Source organism: Aporhodopirellula rubra, assembly GCF_014192335.1.
In the GTDB taxonomy this organism is placed as follows: Bacteria; Planctomycetota; Planctomycetia; order Pirellulales; family Pirellulaceae; genus Rhodopirellula; species Rhodopirellula rubra.
The window spans coordinates 66,572-84,230 of record NZ_JACHXU010000032.1; the positions used below are offsets into that span (position 1 = coordinate 66,572).

The following is a 17,659-nucleotide window of genomic DNA, read 5'->3' on the forward strand; positions in this document are numbered from 1 at the left end:
ATCTTACCGTTCCGGTATGCCGTTCGGTTTGATGGGGGCTGTGTTACGGGGCCGTTCTATGGGGCCGTGTCACTCAGCATCGTGGCGAGTTTGAAGTTTCCGATCGTGCTGGGTTTCGCCGTTGACGGAGTTTGCTGGCCTTCGGTGAGCTTTTGCACCCGATTGCTAATCTGCTGATCGAGTTCGATCAGATTGATGAACCCATCTCCGTCAACGTCGCTCGATGCCGCATTCATGCCATCGAGAATCGCGCGGGTGAACGCACCATGTCCCCAAACGTCTGATTCCATGCTGAGTTGTCTCGGCTTGCTGCTGGCAAACAGGACGGCACCGATCTCATCGGAAACGATATCGCTCCATGGTTCTTGCCCGAACGCTCGCGTCGCTCCGCGTGCACCGGTCGCGGCGCCCGAGTGACACGTGTCCGCGAAGAGCAGCACCTTGCAGGGCAAATCTTGGATCAATTGTTCGATCGCGCTGTAGGGCAACGCGGATGAACGCAATCGGTCAGGGTCTACCTCGTGCGAGCAGAAGTAATAATTGCTTCGTGTGTCGAATGTGGCGTGGCCGGCGAGGAAGACCATCGCAAGGTCACGCTGCGTCACCGACGTGATCAGCCAATCCATTCCGTCGAGGATGTCCGGCTTGGTCGCGTTCTCATTGACCAGGACTTTCGTTTCGACTTCGCGGTAGAACGGGCCTTGTTGCGGTTTCCACAGTTCCGCGAACGATTCGGCGTCGACGGAAGGGTATTTCAAATCGAAATTATCGTTGGCGTAGTCGGAGACTCCGATCGAGAGAATGAACAACCGTGGCTGCAGTTCACCGGCGGCTAAGGTTTGTGCCGTGCACTTGACGTTGACGCTCCGCCGCGGGCTCGATGCGGCTTCGTTGGTTGCGATGAACGACAGTTCGTTGTCGCCCGAATTCAGTTTGATTCGTGTCGTGAGCACGAGATGCCCGTTGTCGAGTCGTTCGATATTCTCGATCGTGCCGGTTGGCCGGCCTCCCGAGAGCACGATGATTTCACGCACGCGGAGGTCGTTCTGCGGTGCTGCGGTGACGACCAATTCAATCTCTCGTTCACGGGTCTTTCCGCTGTCGGGGATGCCCTCGATGCGAATTTTCGGCGGCAAAATTTCATTGAACGCGGCGGGCTCTCTCAAATCGGGAGCCGGCGCGGCGTTGCTCGGCGGCGGCATGACCGCGTCGCTCGAGGCATCGGGGATCGCGGAGTTGTCTGTCGCGGACGTTCCGGGTGATGCGGAAGACGCCGCGGTTGAGACGCCGCGGCCGAGGATTTGACGGACGCGTTCTTGAATCAGATCGGGACGCTGCAGTTTGCGGCGGAGCATTTGTGCGGCGAAGAACTCCGCGGTTTGATCAAACTCGCGGTTACGTTGCCATCCGATCAATCGACTCGCGTTGGGTGATGCGTCAAAGACACCTTCGGGGGTGAAGAGAATCCATTCGCCGTCGGAGGTCGACAGAAAACTCAATACGGGATCAATCGATCGGATGAACCAATCGTCAAACGCGATGTATTTCGCTCTCGCGATTTGACCGTTCTCTCGAGTCACCTCGATGGGAGTTCCGGGGACCACGTTGCGTTCGAAACCGAAATCGCTGCTCGATCGCCGTGAATGCAGCATCGGTTCGATGCCGTCAATGGCCGTGATCATGTCGCCGACTCGAAGGCCACCACTGGCGCCGGCGTCGTGGATTTCAATGATCTTAACCACGCCGATCTCATCCGTTTCTTCATAGGTAAACGGGAGTTGAAAACCGGCTTGTGGTTTGATGTCGGCGTTGCGATAGATACGGGCGATCCCGTCGCTCCACGCGGTGACAACGTATTCGTTTTTCTTTGTCGGCGTGATGTCCGTGGCGATCGCTTCACAGTCCGCGGACAACAACGCGACGACGTTGGAGTGGGATGGTTTGGTGGTGCCGAGCGTTTCGGCTTGTAGGAAACTGGTTCCGCCGTAGAGGATTAAGGGTGAACCTTGAATGCCCGGTTGGAAGTGCCAACTGAAGATCATGCTGCCCTGTTCTTCGGTGTCCAAGATCGTTTTCTGCGGCGTCGATAACCGTAGGCGGTAGTATTGCTCCGCCGTTTTCATTTGCTGCACCGACACGTTGATCGGGGGCGGGAATGAGGTCACCGGCTCACGGAAGTGACCCCGACTCGGGTCAACGAATTGTCGATCGACGAGATCAAACGCTTGTTCGATATCAGCGTAGTCGTTTTGTTTCCATGCGGCGCCGGAGTGTGGGCGTCGGCCGAGTCCGAGCAGACCCGTGTCGACGTCGATCGCAGCGGCATAGAGAGGCCGCAGTGACGGGCGTTTCGAAAAAATTTGCTTTCCCGATGCGACGTCGATCACCTGGAAATTACCCAACGCATCACCAATTGCGAGCCGTTGGCTATCAGCGGAAAGGTCCAACGCGGTGACTTCCCAGTTCACACGTTTGTAGACGTTGAATGGTGTCAGGGAGTCGCCACGATAGAGCTCGACCTGGTAACGGGCGGTGCCACTGCTGCCGATGGTGGACGCGGCGGCGGCGATTCGGCTGTTCACGTCGGCGTCCAACCATGTGAGTTCGCCGTCGGTCCTCTCTGCCTTTGCTGTGGTGTGTTGATAGAGTCGCCGGACCCATTGTGCCTCCGAACCGATCGCACCAGGCAGGATCTTCCTCGCCTGGATGTCGAGCGTGCGGTCGCCGATGGCGTCATAGCCGTATCGATTCGATCCGTAGAATGTCGGCGCACCGTTGACTTCACCTCGCGGGTCGGCCTCTTCAAAGATGACGGGATCGATCTCGTCGTCGGCAGGGTTCTCGACGAACCCGTACAACGTCTGGTTATAGATTGTTTCGGTTGTGTAGTCGTCTGGATCGTCGTTGATGTATTCTTCGAAATAAGTTTGCGTGAGGAGGTGTTTGCCGTCGCCGGTGAAATCGAGCGTATATGCGCCGCGAGCGTATTCCATTTCGCTGCCGGTGTATCCGAACGTCGATGTGTAGTCATCCGTTCGGCAACAACGGATGAAACTGCCACGCGCGGTTTCGATCCCGATCATCAACCATGTGCCGCCGGGGCTATACGCGAGGTCAAAGACGGCACCCGAATTCGGGTCGATGGCACCTCGAATTTTGGTGACCAACCGGTCGTTCTCGATGTCCCAAATTTGCGTTTCGCCACCACACGCGACCGCGAGGTGTTTGCCATCGGGGTGAAAGGCCATGTCAGCGATCAGGCTCGAAAAACCTTCGAGGTTATTGACCAAGCGAGGCAGTTCGCGGATCGGCCCGCTTCCGGCAGCGTCGAAGCGTTCTTCTTCAAACCGAGTCTTGTCGACTTTCTCTTTTTTCGAGGAACTGAAATCCAAATCCGATTGGGCTGTCGCGATCGACTTTTCTTCGTCGGCCGAAACACGGAGCGAACCGCCGGCGAACGTGATCGCGACGAGCAGAATCGCCAGTGTGCTGGTCAGGGGATTTCGGTTGCTAGACCGGGCGAGACTGATGTCACCGATCGAAAAGGCCAACGCTCGTCGGCCAATGGAAGGAGGTAGACCAATGGAAGAAGATTGCCCGGTGCGATGCATCGTGTCACTCTTGAGATAGAAACATGGACCCTCATGATGGTGCCCCGCTCCAAATCGTAGTCGCCACCCGAGGGATGCGTCAACGATTCGGGACACCTATCAGAGAAAGGCGTTTCTGTGAGCGTCAACGGACACCGAGAATCCAAAGCGGTTTCAGATAAGACACCGCATCGCGAGGCCGTATGCCTGCGAGCTATTGGGATTCGTCGCGAGCTATCGGGATTCGTCGCGAGCGGCGGCCTCAGGCGAATCGCCGTCCGCAGCGTCTGCGTTCGGCGCCGAATCGGTGCTCGATGCGGAGTCCGCAGTCGTTTGCAATCGGATTCCGCGGCGGGTGGCTCGTTCTTCCCATCGTTTCCGGGCGTACGATTGCATGTCGACTTGAGCGTCCGACTCGTCCACGATTTCGAGGCCGAGTAGCGTTTCGACCAAATCCTCGAGTGTGACCAACCCGACAATGCTGCCGTACTGGTCACTGACCATCGCCAAATGAAATCGTCCTTCGAGCAGCATTTCGAGTAGATGCGGCAACGCCGTGGTCGCCTGGACGGTTTTGATCGGCCGCGAGAATTCGCTGAGTTTTCGGTCCGATTCCCCGTTGGCTCGGGCCAGCAACAGATCGTTCTTCAGAACGAACCCGGTCAAGTCATCGAGTTTTTGGTGGAAGATCGGAATTCGCGATACCGGCAGATCATCGGTGGAATCGAACAGTTCGCCGATCGTCATATTGTCCTTGTAGCCGATGACGACAACCCTCGGCGTCATGATGTCGCTGGCCGTGAGTTCGGGCAGTTTCATCAGCGATCGGAAGACGCGAGATTCGTGATCTTCCAGCACGCCTTGCTGCACACCGATTTCGGCCATCGCCGACAATTCATCACGGGTCAACGCGTGTGTGGGATGACCACCGGACAGCAGTTTAGTCAGGATTTCGCTCAACCAAACCAACGGATACAGCAACCAGATCAGCCACTCAACCGTCATCGCGATCGTCGGGCCGAGTCGACGCCAGTGCAACGCACCGATTGTCTTGGGGATGATCTCGCTGAAAACCAGGATCAGCAGCGTCATCACGGCACTGGCGATGCCGACGGCGTGTTCACCGTATCGGCCTTGGCCGTAAACGACTGCGGCTTGAGCACCGACGCCCGCTGCACCGATGGTGTGGGCGATCGTGTTCAGGCTGAGGATGGCCGCGAGAGGTCGGTCGACATTCGCCTTGAGGCGTTGGAGTCGCTCGGCCGCTTTGGCGTTTGTGTCACGCAGCGTCGCGATGAAAGATGGCGTGATCGACAACAGCACCGCCTCGGCGACGCTGCAGTAGAAAGAAAAACCGATCGCCGCGACGAGGTACGTCAGCAGTAAAAACATAGATGACCCAATAGAACCCGGCTTCCGCTACCACCGTCGAAGAAATACCGGGGTGGCAAATGTCGGCGACAGTGTAGCAGGAAAGAGTTTTTGGGGAGAGCGTGGATAGAGGCCGATGTTTAGGCAGCCATCCGGGCCTGTTCGCTGGCGGTCAATTCCGGTGCGTTCATCGCTTCGCGGCTCTCTTCTTGTGCGATCACTTCTTCGGCCAGCGATTGGTAATCGACGGCCCCGTTGCTCTCGGCTGAGTAGTCGAAGATCGATTTGCCGAAACTCGGTGCTTCGGCCAAGCGAATGTTGCGACGGATGCGAGTGTCAAAGAACTTGGCGTTCCGGAAGAACTCACGTGAATCTTTCGATACGGTGAAGAACTCATCGATGTCCGTGCTGACTTCGGCGGCCAAACGCGTGTTCGAGTCGTACATGCAGAGCACCACGCCCGAAAGACGCAGTCGGCTGTTCATGCGGCGCGAAACCACTTCGATGGTTCGCAACAGTTTGCTCAATCCGTGCAGGGCGAGAAAGTGCGGCTGCAGCGGCAGGAACACTTCGCTGACCGCGACGAGTGCGTTGATCGTCAACACACCCAGGCTCGGCGGGCAGTCCAAGATCAGGTAATCGAAATCGTCCTGGTCGTCGGCGAGTTTGTCACTGAGGATCATTTCCCGACCGACTTCGCAGGCGAGTTCCATTTCGGCGGCGGCGAGGTCGAGGTTCGAGGGCACGACGAACAAGTTTTCATCGACTTGTTGACGGGCATCGGCGATCGACGCGTCACCACAGAGCACCTCGTACATGGTCGCTTCGCCGTCGATTGCGGTGATCCCGAGGTGCAGCGACGCGTGAGCTTGCGGATCCAAATCCATCACGCAAACCCGTCGTCCGGCGCGAGCGAGCGCGGCGGCCAGGTTCACGCTGCTGGTCGTTTTTCCCACGCCGCCTTTTTGATTGATAACAGCGATCGAACGCATGACAAATCTCCGATTTGAGGGCTGAGGGCTGATTGTGAAATCACAATCGATGTCTGGAGGCTGGTTGTTTAAACCGATGAGTGTCGGAGCGATTGATACGCCAATAGCACTTCGTACAGGTCGGCATCGATCTTCACGCAATCGTCTGCGAAATCGTTTAACCAAGTTCGATTGGTTTCCGCCGCGTCGATCAACACACGAGTGATCTGAGCGAGCGGGATGGAAACCGTTTTCGGCTCGGCCGTTCCCGCCACTCGATCCATCTCCATTTCACGAACAAAGCTGTGTTTCTTAATTCGAGTGGGATGCGTTTTCACGGCGGTTCAATCTTTCGGCTAATAACGAGGCGTATTCGCTCGGTACTCCCGAGGGGCATAGTTCCCTCGGTCGGTACGGTGCTGTTTAGCAAGGCACGACACTTCGTCGCCAGAGCGTCCTGCACAGGAGGTATCGACTTTGACGATTAGGCGACTTGATCGGATTCTGCCGGTTTGTCCGGATTGGTCGAAAATGAGGCTCTTAACCCGTAGGGTGCGGTTGCGGGGCGGATTTCGGCCGGGAGCCCTCCGGGAGGCTCTCGAGCTAGTATTTCGCATGGAATTTATCTACTCAACGGTCATGATGCGTGGCCCGTTCTCGCTCGCCAACGAAACTTTTTTGCCCAAATTTTGACCACCCAAGAAAATCGAATGACCCGTCTGTATGGGGAGCGTACAATGGTCCCCAATGGATCAACGATGCACTCTGAACCCATTCCCGCCGATGAATCGCCTAAGAAGGATCCGCAGACGCGAGTTCCGCGGTCCATCCTTCCTGCCCCTCTGCCGCCGGCAAACACCGGCCGGTATGTGACGGGGGCCGGCGGCCACGGTGACGTGATCCTCGACGGTGGTCTGTCGGGACAAGAAAACGCGGCACCTCAATCCACGGGCGACGCAAATTCCGATCGCGATTTTCGCATCGATGGTGCGTCTGGTGCTGAAGGCGAGTCGGATCTCGGGAATCGTGCCGAAAATCCGCTTCTGGAGAGTACGGACGCGATCGATCCTGCCGCTGATCCGGTTATTTCCAGTGACGTCGGTGAGATTCCCGGCGAACTTTCGTTTGATGATATCGCCGTCGATGAGATGGTCCGCGATTTGGAATTGGAATCCGAGGCGGAACAAGTCGGAATCTCTACGGACTATCCCACCAGTGCCAGCGAAGATGACTTTGCCGTCGTGGGCGTTCGCAACTACGAGTGGCGGTTGTCGGTCATTCGTGTTGCCGCTCATCGCAGTGCCGACGCGATTGCCGCGAGTCAGTTGGTGGAACCTTCGGGAGACAAGGAGGAGAAGCTCGCTCGGATCGTTTTGTCGACTTACCGTTTGATTGATCCGCGGTTTCGAGTTAGCTATTTTCAGCAAGTTCGCGTCGGTCGTTTGTTGCCGCTCGCGCTGCAGCGAGTCGCGTGTGTCGATTTCACGCCACCGACCTTGCAGACGCGGAGTCGTTTTTCGCGGAATGATTCCGTGCGATTGTTCGGCCATCCGTTCCCGGTCAAAGTTCATGGCAAACATGACTCCGTTGTCCGCAAAAAACTTCGCCGCGGCTCGCGAAAGGGCGACGTCGTTTCCGGGCGTGCCGAAGCGTTGGAGGTGCTCGCGGAGTTGCGGTTGCAGTCATCCGGTTCGACACTACGTCGGTGGGTGCACGACACTCGTTTTCTGACGGCAATGATCGTGGTGATCGCCTCAACGACGGTCGGGTTGGGATTGTTCGCGGCCCGTCGAAGTTTGATCCGTCCGCGGCCTCTCCCCGATCATTCCACGGAATCGCAATCCACTGAATCAATGGGTACTGGAAATGCGGTCGCGTCGGTCGGCGGCCCTGGCCCTGAGATCTTGGCGTCCTCAGACATTGAATCGGAACTCGTTGCCGTTGACCCGGTCGAGTCGGCGGACGTGGAGGCTCTTGACCATGCGATGCCTCATGCCGAGACGTTGAGTCCCGAAATCACGAATCCGGTGATGACGACGGACGAATTGCTCGCCGCGCTGGCGGATGTCGTAAAAGGAACACCCATCGTTCCACCGACGCCCATCGCAATCGAACACGAGCTCCCCGATTTAGCCCCCGTAACCAGCATCGCGGACGCGTCAACGGACATGCCCTTGGGCGGATCGGGTGATCGAGTGCCAGGCAAGGGTTTTCCAGGAAGTGTCTCGCCGGGTGATCTCGGTCCAAGTAATCTTGGCCCAAGGATGATCGCTCCGGGTGATTTGAGCCCGGAAGTTTTAGACGGTAACCCCAACGCGGATCGGGAGGCTGCTGATCCGGGCATCATCGGCGGTGAATCGATGGTTGCGTCGTCCAATGCCGAAGGCGTCGCTGAACCGACTGGATTGGCTGGTCCAACGGGGCTGGGCAATCCAGCAACCAACGCCGAGTCGTCTGGTGAGGCGAACGTAACCCGTTCTAATTCGCGAAGCGGTATGTCTTTGGACAAACTCGCGCCGAAGTCGCCTGCTTATTCCGACGATGAAATCGCGACGGCGGTTTCGGAATTGTGGGCTGAGACGGATTCGGCGGCTCGGCGGTTTACCGTTTCGACGGTCGCGGGTTTGATCGAGCAGTGGGACTTGGTCGCGGAAATTGCGGGGCCCGAGTCTCTCGAATACGCCGCGGCTCAGCACTTGATCCGGCAAGCGGCATGGCTGCGTCATCCGATGTCGGACATTGTCGCGAGTTTGCGACAAAACAGTACCAAGCAACCGGTTCGGTTCATTGATGTCGCGCTCAGCGATCCGGTGACGAAAAATACTGCGAGCCTGACGGCGGTCGAAATCGGGCGGCTGGTCGATTCGTGGCGTGCGGCGCGGCGGCGCGTCGTGGCGATGGTCGACGTCGAGCGGATGTTGCTGCAGGCGAACGTGTTGCTCGATCGAATCGTCGTGAGCGATCGTTTGGACGCGACCAAGCGTTCCGACACGCTTACGTCGTTTCGGACGGACGTCGAGCGGTTGGCGAAGATTGTCAGCGACAAAGACTTGCTCGCCGAAACGAATGAGTTAACGAAGGCGATCGAAAGCCTGCCGGCATCAGCCGAATGGGCTCGCCTGCAAGCCGCGGACAAACCCTCGGGGTTGCTGGGGACGATTTACTGCCTGCACCAACGGCGTTGGGAGGAGGGGATCGTTTGGTTGGGGCAGTCGAGCAATCTCGTCGTGGCCGGATGTGCGAAAGCGGAATGCGAGCTGTTGCAATCCGGTGGCCCGAGCAGCCGTGATTCGGATTGGATCGCGTTGGCGGACCGATGGACGAAGGTGGCCCAGCGGCTCAGTGGACGCGAAGCCGCCGCGATTCGGTTGCACGCACTGGAAATCTACGGCGACGACGAAAGCATGCGGGACAACCGGCAAGAGCTCATCGAATCGCTGCCGAAATATCTCAGACCGGAACAAGCAGCCCGCTGATCCCCCTCGACGGCAATTCCGCGCGGGAAATTCCTCGGTTGGAGTTCAGCCGTGACGCACGCAATTGTCAGCGTAGGCCAGTTAATGGACGCAACAATTGCTCATGGACGCAACAGTCGCGTCCGCCGCCCGGGCAAAGTCACTGCGGTAGTTGAACCTTTGCCGCGTTGGTAGAGTCTTTTATTCGTTGACGCTCATTCTGAGCCCTGGCCTGGCGACCAATCCGGTATCGCTTTCACTTCTGTAAAGTCACGCTCTTGCTCCGCGATACCAAACGTTCATCTGCCATCGAATCGCAGGGCGGTCAGACTTCGGTTGATCGTGTCGGTTTGCTCTGTGCGATCGCGGCGAACTCGATGTGGGGATTGTTTCCGATCTACTGGCGGCAGATCGAGGGGGCCGATTCGTTGGAGTTGGCCTGTCACCGAATCGTGTGGTCGTTCGTCACCCTAGCGATCCTGCTGCCCCTGATGCTCCGTGTTGGATGGTGGGGCGGATGGCGTGCTGTCGCGACAAGTCTGCGCGACAAACGCGTTTGGATGCTGTACAGCATCGCGGCCGTGATGATCGGGATCAATTGGTTGGCGTTCTTGTGGGCGGTCAACCACGGCCGGGTCCTCGAGGCCTCGCTCGGATATTACATCAACCCGTTGTTTAACGTTTTGATCGGCGTTGCTGTGCTCGGCGAGCGATTGGGCAAGTGGCAGTGGATCGCGATTGCGATTGCGACGGTGGGCGTCGGAATCATGACGGTCAGCAGTGGTGGTATCCCCTGGGCGTCGCTCGCGATGGCCACCTCGTTTTCGATCTACGGTCTCGTCAAGAAGAAAGTCTACCTGCCCGTGCTGGTCGGCTTAATGCTGGAGGTGTCGATCCTCTTTCTTCCCGCCGCGTTCTACTTGGGTTTGCGGGTCAACGACGGAGTCAGCGCGTTGCAGTTCGGCTCACCAATGGTGACAACCATGTTGTTATTGGCTGGAGTCATTACGATCTCGCCACTCGCACTGTTTGCCGTTGCGGTACGCAAGGTCGATTTATCGTTGATCGGAATCTTGCAGTATGTCGGTCCGACGTTGCAATTCCTGGTCGGTGCCGTGTTGTACAGCGAGCCGCTCGATCAGAGCCGATTGACGGGATTCGTTTTCGTATGGACCGCGTTGGTGATTTTCGTCACCGCAACTCACCGGGCGTCTCGCAAGAACTCTGCTGTCGCGGCGCGTTAGCGAACTGCCGTTCGGTCATCACGCGCAGGTTTTGCGGAAATTTCCTTTCGGTTCGCTTTTGCCGTTAAGCGTACGGTGTTCTCGTGAGCTAAGCGTCTTTGACTATCGCGTCGACGTACGCGCCGATCACCGAGGCTTGGTCGCCACAGTGCGAGAACGACATCGCGGTGAAGCTGCGGAACCCGTCGAGGGCTCTACGGAAGAAGGCCTCTTTGACTTTCGACAGATAACGGTCGCGGACCGCCGGGGCGAGATCGCAGACTCCGCCGCCAATTACCAATTCGTCGTAGTCCCCGATGTACTGGATCATCAACAGTGCGACGCCGAGTGCGGTGGCTTGATCGTCGAACAGTTCGAGGGCCAGCGCGTCACCGTCGGCGGCCAGTTCACGCAGACGCTTGGCACGGTCTTTTGCCGTTCCGTTGATCGCGTGCAGTGAGTGATCTTTCCATTGGTCGAGTTTCAACCGGTAGGCGAGTTGATGGGTCAATGCGGTTAGTGAAACGGCGGACTCCACGGTCGAAAATGCGTTCCCAACTTGCAGTTCTTGATCCTGTTTGTATCGAAACACGTCGACGGGCAGCATCAGGTGTCCGGCGTGTCCCGCTCGGCCTTCGCTGCCTCGGACGACTTCACGATTGCGGACTTCACCGCCGCCGAGTCCTGTGCCGACGGCAACCATGAACAGCGAGTTCAGCTCCGTCTCGGGAGCCTGCACGGTGATGTTCCATCGCGATGCAATCTCGGAGGCCACGGTGATGTCGCCGCGGCGGACGGCAAATTCGCCCAACGCGGCCGCTTGGCCGTCGCCGAGATAGCGGACCGACAATTCGCCGCCGTCAATTTTCGCGTCAACTCGATCGTCCTTGCGAGCTTCCTCTCGCAATTTCTTTTCGAGTAGTTCACGAACCGGGCAATTGTTCCACTCCGGATGCTTGAGGTTCGGCGTCGCCAGCAAGACGCCCTCGCAGGTCGCGGGCCCCGGCGTCGCGATCGTCACCATGCCGACGTCGCTGAGCTGTTTGCCGTTGCTGCCGAGTACACGGATGATTTCGGCGGCAATGTCCGCGATGGTGGCCGAGGGGCCCTCGTCACTGCGAGTCGGGAATTGCGGCGTGATCTCAATCAGTTTGCCATTTTCGTCGCCCACGCAAACGGTTGAAGTTGTTCCGCCAACGTCGACACCAATGTAAATCCCCACGCGCCCTAATCTCCGAAATAACGGCGGTTTCGCCAAACGAGTAAATCAGGCAGAAGGTTAGCGATTCGTCAGGAGATTTCTAGAGGGAGCAATATGCCGCAACGGGGCTGTACGCTCAGAGCGTGACCCAGCCCGGTCGATTCGGACGGGATCCTCGCAGCCGATGAACGGATTGCAGAGCGGGCATCCAGAGCAGCGGTTCGCAGACGGCGATCAGTGCCGATGGATCGATCGGTTTGAACAGGCATCGCGTCGCGGCGGATAATTGTTCGGTCTTCTTTTCCAGTCCCGCCCATTTCGATTCGGCCAACAAGACGGCCGGGAGTTCCGGGAAACGCTCGCGGATCTGTTCGAGCGTTTGCAACGCCAGCATCGGGTTTCCGCCGACGTCCCACACGAGCAAGTCAACGTTTCCGGGTTTGATGGCCGTGTTGTTGGCGGCGACCACTCCTGGGTTTGGTTTGTCGACTCGCAGCGGTTCGACTGCTTCGGCGACTTCGCTGGCGATCTCTTCGACTTCGGTCAGGATTGTGTCCGCACTCGGTGGACGTGGCATGCCGCACGCACGCATCACCGCGTCGGCGGTCCGAGCGCACATGCATCGCATTCCCGCGTGGTGCAAAATGCCCGCCGTCGTCAGTAGCGAAAGTGGTTTCTCGTCCGCGACCACGACCGTTGCACTGGAGCCGGTGACCGTGTTCGGTTGGGGATTAGCGGACCCGCCGACGGGCGTTTCAGACCGGGATTCACGGGAGTTCTCATTCATGGCAGACACGGCCGATTCGGTGGGGAGTCGAACTTGAGGTATTTCGGCGATAGCAAAGTGGTTCCTGTCACCGCAAGCCCGAAGGTTGTGAATTCACTATGCGCTGCCCGATTCGCTATTCTATATGCTGTTCGATTATCAGCCCGTTTGGTGTCGGTGCGGTTGGTTCTGGCCGCTCCGATCTGGCTGCTTGATTTCATCTTCGCACCTCACTTCCCACTTCGGTCTTCTGCTAATGGCTTCTACTTTGCCCGACACCGCTTCGCCTTCCAAACCGCTCTTGGGCCAACGTGCCGTCGTCTCGGGAAGCTCACTGGGGATCGGGCGTGGGATCGTGATCGCGTTAGCGCAAGCCGGGGCGGATGTCACCATTAACTATCGTTCGCATCAATCGCAGGCCGACGAAGTCGCGGATGTCTGTCGTGGATACGGCGTGAATGCTCATGTGATTGCCGCTGACATGGCCGATCCCGAGGCCGTTGAGCGGCTCGTCAACGAAGCGACTGACGCGATGGGCGGTTTGGATATCGTTGTTAGCAATGCAGCCTACAGTGACCGGCATTTGATGTTGGAATCGGATTTGAGCGAAATTCGCAAAACCATCGATGTGAGCATGTGGGGTGCGTTCCACCTCGTTCGTTGCGGTGCGCAAAAACTCGTCGATGCGGGAGCAGGCGGAAACATCGTTGTCATCAGCAGCCCGATGGGGAAAGTCGCGATGCCGGGATCGATGGCATACAACATGGCGAAAGCCGCAAACGACCAAATGGCTCGGACCGCCGCGGTGGAACTGGCGTCACACCGAATCCGGGTCAACATCGTTCACCCAGGTTGGATCGATACTCCGGGCGAACGCAAATTCTTTTCCGAGGAAAAGCTCCAAGAGGAGGCGTTGAACTTGCCCTGGGGACGACTCGGGCGAGTCGATGAAATCGGCCGTGGAGTGGTTTTTCTGTGCGATCCCGCGAGCCAATACATCACAGGCACAACACTGACGATCGACGGCGGAATCCAGTTGCCATTCGCAGAAATGTACCGCGTCGAAGAAAAGCGAAAGCTGGACGCCGCAGCAAAAAAGTAAACAACACAACTTCCTGGTTTATCCCCACGTCACCTCATCCAACCCGCAACCTGACAGCCTGTTTCCCAGCCAATCTATCCACCTCCCAACCCCAAATTGCCCTTGGAATCTGAGAACCGTTTTTGGTAACCACGCTGGTTCTGGTAGTTCCGCCTACCGTTGTTCACCATTTTTCCTTTCTCGGAACCTCCACATGGCGTCCGAAAAACGTTTCGCGACTCGTTTGCGTTCATTTTTGACACCCGTATCTGCTGACGTTCGATCACGACGCCTTCGCGGCGGGGGCAAATCCCTCGTGCTTAGCGTTTTGGCGGCAGGGTTCGCCTGCGTGGCGACTGGTTGCAAAGACGGGCCGATGTACGCGCTCAAGCACGCGAACCCGTATTTCACGATGCGGCAGTGGGCCGACGATGAGAAGATTGGAATTACAGATCATCAACGACGTGAAGAGTTGCAATCGTTGGCCGAGTCGATGCCGTCGCTCACGCCCGATCGCCAACAATATTGGTCGAGCCATCTGCAGCAAATTTTCGAGAACGACGAGAGTCCCGAGATGCGTCGATTGGCGGTGCTCGCGGCCGGGAAATCGTCTGACGCCAGCGTTCTGAAATTGATCGAGCAGGGCCTCAGCGATGATGTCATCAAAGTTCGAATGGAAGCCTGCCGGGCTCTCGGAAACCGAACCGAGGACGAAGCCGCGCGTTTGCTCGCGTCGACGATCGGTTCGTCGCAAGACAAAGATGTTCGGCATGCTGCCATCGCAGCACTCGCGCAACATCCCGGGCAAATCGCCGCCGATTCGCTCAGGTTAGCACTGCAGGATCGTGATCCGGCTACGCAAAGTCTCGTGATCGGGTCGCTGCGCCGTAGCACCGGCAAGGACTTTGGTAACGATCCGGAAACTTGGATCGCAGCTTTGGAAGGCAAGCAAGTCGACGAGAAGCCGTCCGGCGGACTTGGCTCGTTCTTCTAGCGCACTGACGTCCTCGTCCAACGCCGTCTCGTGTTGCCGTCGCTACCGTCGCTAGAGGGTGGACCGCGCAGATGGTGCGGTCGTCTCTCTCTTGAGCCAATCGACCGGGCAGCTTCACAGGCCGAAATCGCCGCCCCCCAGCTTTTGATCGTTCTCTCGATCTGGCACGCCGATTCACGCCGCTGATTTGTTCCTCGCGTGTCGAACCGGCGGGCAAATGTTGCTCTGCGGAACACGCTGCGCCCAACGGGTGCCACTGATCCGCCGCCTCGATTATGATGCCGCCCCATTGTTCGAATACTGCGTCCGATTTCCCCCATACTCTTAACACTGAACATGTCCTCACCGCGTGCTGCTCGTGATTCGTCCCGCACCAACGTTGCAATTTTGGGAATGGGAACCGTCGGGGCCGGGGTCGCCCGGTTGCTGATCGATCACGGTGACCGGACCGCTCGACACGCCGGCAAAACGATCTGGTTGTCCAAAGCGGTCGTGCGGGATCTAAAGAAGCCGAGGGGAATCGATCTGCCCGAGGGCGTGTTGACCGACTCGATCGACGAGGTTCTCAACGATCCCGAAATCGATGTCGTGGTGCAGTTGATGGGCGGACTCAGCCCGGCTCGTGAGGTGATGTTGCGGGCGATGGAAGCGGGCAAGGATATCGTCACCGCGAACAAAGCTCTGTTGGCCGAACACGGCGGCGAGCTATTTACCCGCGCCCGTCAATTGGGACGAAGTATCGCGTTTGAGGCCGCTGTTGCTGGTGGCGTGCCGATCATTGCCAACGTGAGCCAGTGTCTTTCGGCAAACCAAATCCTATCCCTCGAGGGGATTTTGAACGGGACCAGTAACTTCATCGTTTCACAGATGGACGAGAAGGGGGCCGGTTATGAGGAGACCGTCAAGGTCGCACAGGATCTCGGCTACGCCGAGGCGGATCCGGCAATGGATGTTGACGGTACGGACGCGGCGCAAAAGCTGGCGATCCTGTCGCATCTCGCTTTCGGTGCGACGGTCGATTGGCGAGACATTCCTCGCAGCGGCATCGATGGGCTCAATCCTGCGGATCTGCGCTACGCATCACAGCTCGGTTATCGGATCAAGCTACTCGCGACGGCGCGGCTAATCGACGGCGAGTTAGAGTTGTCGGTAGGCCCGACGCTGGTCCGCAAAGGCACGCCGATGGCGGAAGTGCGGGACGCGTACAATGCGATCCGGGTCATCGGCGACGCGGTCGGTCCCGTCTTCTATCACGGTCAGGGTGCAGGCCAGATGCCTACCGCATCGGCTGTCGTCGCGGACATTATCGATACCGCCGTAGGACGCACGCCGATCACGTTCCAGACGCTCGAGTACTTCTCGGAGGACCGTCCGGCGCGGGCGGTCCAGCGTGATGTCGCGAAACTGCGCGGGCGGTACTATCTCAGTCTCCACGTTGCCAACCATCCTGGAACGCTGGCGGCGATCACAGGTGTGCTCGCTGAGCATAAGATTTCGATCGCCTCAGTGATGCAGCATGAAGAGCACGAGGAAGAGACGACTCAAAAGCACAACGATGTCGACTCGTCGTTTGTGCCACTTGTAATCATGACTCACGAGGCCAGCGAAGGTGCGGCGGCGGAAGCCACCACGGCAATCGCCGCTCTCAAGTCTGTCGACGGCCGAGTGGTTCGAATGCCTGTCCGCGGTTGAGGCGGCGCAGTAAGCTTGTCGTCTATCGAAGGGCGTTGCACTCGTACTCAGCGAAACCGGACGGTGGAACGCATGACAGTGAGCGTGATTGTCACTAAGAGTCGGCATCGTTTTCCGAGACGCTCGCCGAGCGTTCTTGTTTGGCTTGTCGCGGTGCGATGGCTGCGGTGTTGAGTCGAGCAAGCAGTTAGGCCAACGTCGGTACGCCCGCATGGCTTGCGTGGCTCGGTGGTTTTGCCAAGCCAATTCCGAGCGGTGCCGGGACCCGTGCGGCTGGTTCGTGTGCCCTGTTCCGGTTTGGGTGTTTGCTTCGCGACAGGTATGACCATTGCACATTCGTGTCGCCGACCGCAACAATGGATGTGTCGGCGGTGAAGTTAACGCGAGTGCGGTAGGTGATCACGATCGTCGAGCCGCTGTGGACTGCGTTGAAGTGCAAGTCGAGGGTTCGGTGCAGTGAATGGTTTGTCGGCTGGACTGCTTTTCCATCGATGTACGTCGACAACAACTGATCGAACATCATGTTCGGATGGAATTTGCGGGAGAGAGATATTGCGATGACGTCGCGTTCGTCATCGACCTGCGTCATTTCCAAGATGATGCGAAATTGCAAGACATCACGAGCAACCGCGATTTTCTTGTTGCACGATTCACGCCAACGCAATGGCCCTGATTCATCGCGAGAAACCGGCGCGGATCGAGATTGATAGATCGTCGACTGCATCGCGTTGCACGATTCAATCAGACCGTCTAGGGCCAGATCTTTTTTAGGGGATCCCACGGTTTCCATTTTCATACGTCCCGCTCCTGGTTCGCTTGGCAACGATTCTTCGATGATTCGATTCCGCCACCGCCATCTGAACGCTGCTCGCAGAGAACTTTGCATCACCAAAGACGCCGCGGGCGTTCGATAACGCGAAAAGTCAGCAAACATCCCGCACACCCCGTCACCCATGCCAACAAAAACGATTACGCAGCCACACCAAAATTAGCTAACCCACCTATCCCTTCCCCCAACGGGTGCCACCCACCATCTAGATCGCCTGTGCTCAATCGAAGAGCCCTTCTCAATAGGTGCCGCCCACTTGCTGGATCTCCAGTGTTTAATCAAAGAGGCCGAACGCTCCGCCGTTGGACGAGAAAAACGTACTGACCGCGGAGGTTCGGCCACAATCTTGCGGCCACGGCAACGCAATCGTGTTGTAAGCAACGAATGCGAGCCTATCGCGTTCTCAAGCCCTCGCCTGGCACCCGTGATTCCGCGACTTTCCTGTTTGCGGCGAGGGATGAGATTGGGCAGCGCAGAGAATCAGCC

12 protein-coding genes are annotated in these 17,659 nt (G+C 58.0%); 5 read left to right on the top strand and 7 right to left on the bottom strand.

Annotation, left to right across the window (positions count from 1 at the left end):
- Positions 1-56: 56 nt before the first annotated feature.
- The 4 genes from FHS27_RS28035 to FHS27_RS28050 all read right to left on the bottom strand — a co-directional run bounded on the left by FHS27_RS28035 (position 57) and on the right by FHS27_RS28050 (position 6,270).
- Positions 57-3,551 (bottom strand): caspase family protein, encoded by a 3,495-nt coding sequence (locus FHS27_RS28035; RefSeq protein ID WP_184309315.1) that lies wholly within the window; start codon positions 3,549-3,551, stop codon positions 57-59.
- Between the two features lie 273 nt (positions 3,552-3,824).
- Positions 3,825-4,982, bottom strand: a complete 1,158-nt coding sequence (locus tag FHS27_RS28040) for a CNNM domain-containing protein (RefSeq protein ID WP_184309281.1) — start codon at positions 4,980-4,982, stop codon at positions 3,825-3,827.
- Positions 4,983-5,101: 119 nt separating this feature from the next.
- Positions 5,102-5,953: a ParA family protein gene (locus FHS27_RS28045; RefSeq protein ID WP_184309283.1), complete on the bottom strand. Its 852-nt coding sequence runs from the start codon at positions 5,951-5,953 to the stop codon at positions 5,102-5,104.
- Between the two features lie 68 nt (positions 5,954-6,021).
- Positions 6,022-6,270, bottom strand: coding sequence for a hypothetical protein (locus FHS27_RS28050; protein WP_009104105.1), 249 nt, complete (start codon positions 6,268-6,270; stop codon positions 6,022-6,024).
- A 420-nt stretch (positions 6,271-6,690) separates the two neighbouring features.
- On the opposite strand from FHS27_RS28050, the gene FHS27_RS28055 reads away from it, so the two are divergent.
- Both FHS27_RS28055 and rarD read left to right on the top strand, forming a co-directional pair.
- The gene (locus FHS27_RS28055) at positions 6,691-9,408 is read left to right on the top strand and encodes a hypothetical protein (protein WP_246421145.1); all 2,718 of its coding nucleotides are present in this window, start codon (positions 6,691-6,693) and stop codon (positions 9,406-9,408) included.
- A 257-nt stretch (positions 9,409-9,665) separates the two neighbouring features.
- Positions 9,666-10,631, top strand: a complete 966-nt coding sequence (rarD, locus tag FHS27_RS28060) for an EamA family transporter RarD (protein ID WP_246421147.1) — start codon at positions 9,666-9,668, stop codon at positions 10,629-10,631.
- Positions 10,632-10,719: 88 nt separating this feature from the next.
- Here rarD and FHS27_RS28065 read toward each other — a convergent pair whose 3' ends face one another.
- Together FHS27_RS28065 and FHS27_RS28070 are read right to left on the bottom strand one after the other, a co-directional pair.
- A complete protein-coding gene (locus FHS27_RS28065; RefSeq protein ID WP_184309285.1) occupies positions 10,720-11,832 on the bottom strand; it encodes an ROK family protein in 1,113 nt (370 codons plus the stop codon).
- A 115-nt stretch (positions 11,833-11,947) separates the two neighbouring features.
- Positions 11,948-12,598: a hypothetical protein gene (locus FHS27_RS28070; protein WP_184309287.1), complete on the bottom strand. Its 651-nt coding sequence runs from the start codon at positions 12,596-12,598 to the stop codon at positions 11,948-11,950.
- A gap of 235 nt (positions 12,599-12,833) precedes the next feature.
- Here FHS27_RS28070 and FHS27_RS28075 point away from each other — a divergent pair, with 235 nt between their 5' ends.
- The 3 genes from FHS27_RS28075 (at position 12,834) to FHS27_RS28085 (ending at position 16,344) form a co-directional block, all read left to right on the top strand.
- A complete protein-coding gene (locus tag FHS27_RS28075) occupies positions 12,834-13,679 on the top strand; it encodes an SDR family NAD(P)-dependent oxidoreductase (RefSeq protein ID WP_184309289.1) in 846 nt (281 codons plus the stop codon).
- Positions 13,680-13,872: 193 nt separating this feature from the next.
- Positions 13,873-14,652: a HEAT repeat domain-containing protein gene (locus tag FHS27_RS28080; protein WP_184309291.1), complete on the top strand. Its 780-nt coding sequence runs from the start codon at positions 13,873-13,875 to the stop codon at positions 14,650-14,652.
- Between the two features lie 336 nt (positions 14,653-14,988).
- Positions 14,989-16,344, top strand: coding sequence for a homoserine dehydrogenase (locus tag FHS27_RS28085; RefSeq protein WP_184309293.1), 1,356 nt, complete (start codon positions 14,989-14,991; stop codon positions 16,342-16,344).
- Between the two features lie 187 nt (positions 16,345-16,531).
- On the opposite strand, the gene FHS27_RS28090 is transcribed toward FHS27_RS28085, so the two are convergent.
- On the bottom strand, positions 16,532-17,140 hold the full coding sequence (locus FHS27_RS28090) for a hypothetical protein (RefSeq protein ID WP_184309295.1): 609 nt from the start codon (positions 17,138-17,140) through the stop codon (positions 16,532-16,534).
- Positions 17,141-17,659: the final 519 nt, after the last annotated feature.

Coding starts and splice junctions, on each gene's coding strand:
- FHS27_RS28040 (WP_184309281.1), bottom strand. CDS start 4,982: ATGTTTTTACTGCTGACGTACCTCGTCGCGGCGATCGGTTTTTCTTTC.
- FHS27_RS28045 (WP_184309283.1), bottom strand. CDS start 5,953: ATGCGTTCGATCGCTGTTATCAATCAAAAAGGCGGCGTGGGAAAAACG.
- FHS27_RS28055 (WP_246421145.1), top strand. CDS start 6,691: ATGCACTCTGAACCCATTCCCGCCGATGAATCGCCTAAGAAGGATCCG.
- FHS27_RS28070 (WP_184309287.1), bottom strand. CDS start 12,598: ATGAATGAGAACTCCCGTGAATCCCGGTCTGAAACGCCCGTCGGCGGG.
- FHS27_RS28075 (WP_184309289.1), top strand. CDS start 12,834: ATGGCTTCTACTTTGCCCGACACCGCTTCGCCTTCCAAACCGCTCTTG.
- FHS27_RS28080 (WP_184309291.1), top strand. CDS start 13,873: ATGGCGTCCGAAAAACGTTTCGCGACTCGTTTGCGTTCATTTTTGACA.
- FHS27_RS28085 (WP_184309293.1), top strand. CDS start 14,989: ATGTCCTCACCGCGTGCTGCTCGTGATTCGTCCCGCACCAACGTTGCA.
- FHS27_RS28090 (WP_184309295.1), bottom strand. CDS start 17,140: ATGAAAATGGAAACCGTGGGATCCCCTAAAAAAGATCTGGCCCTAGAC.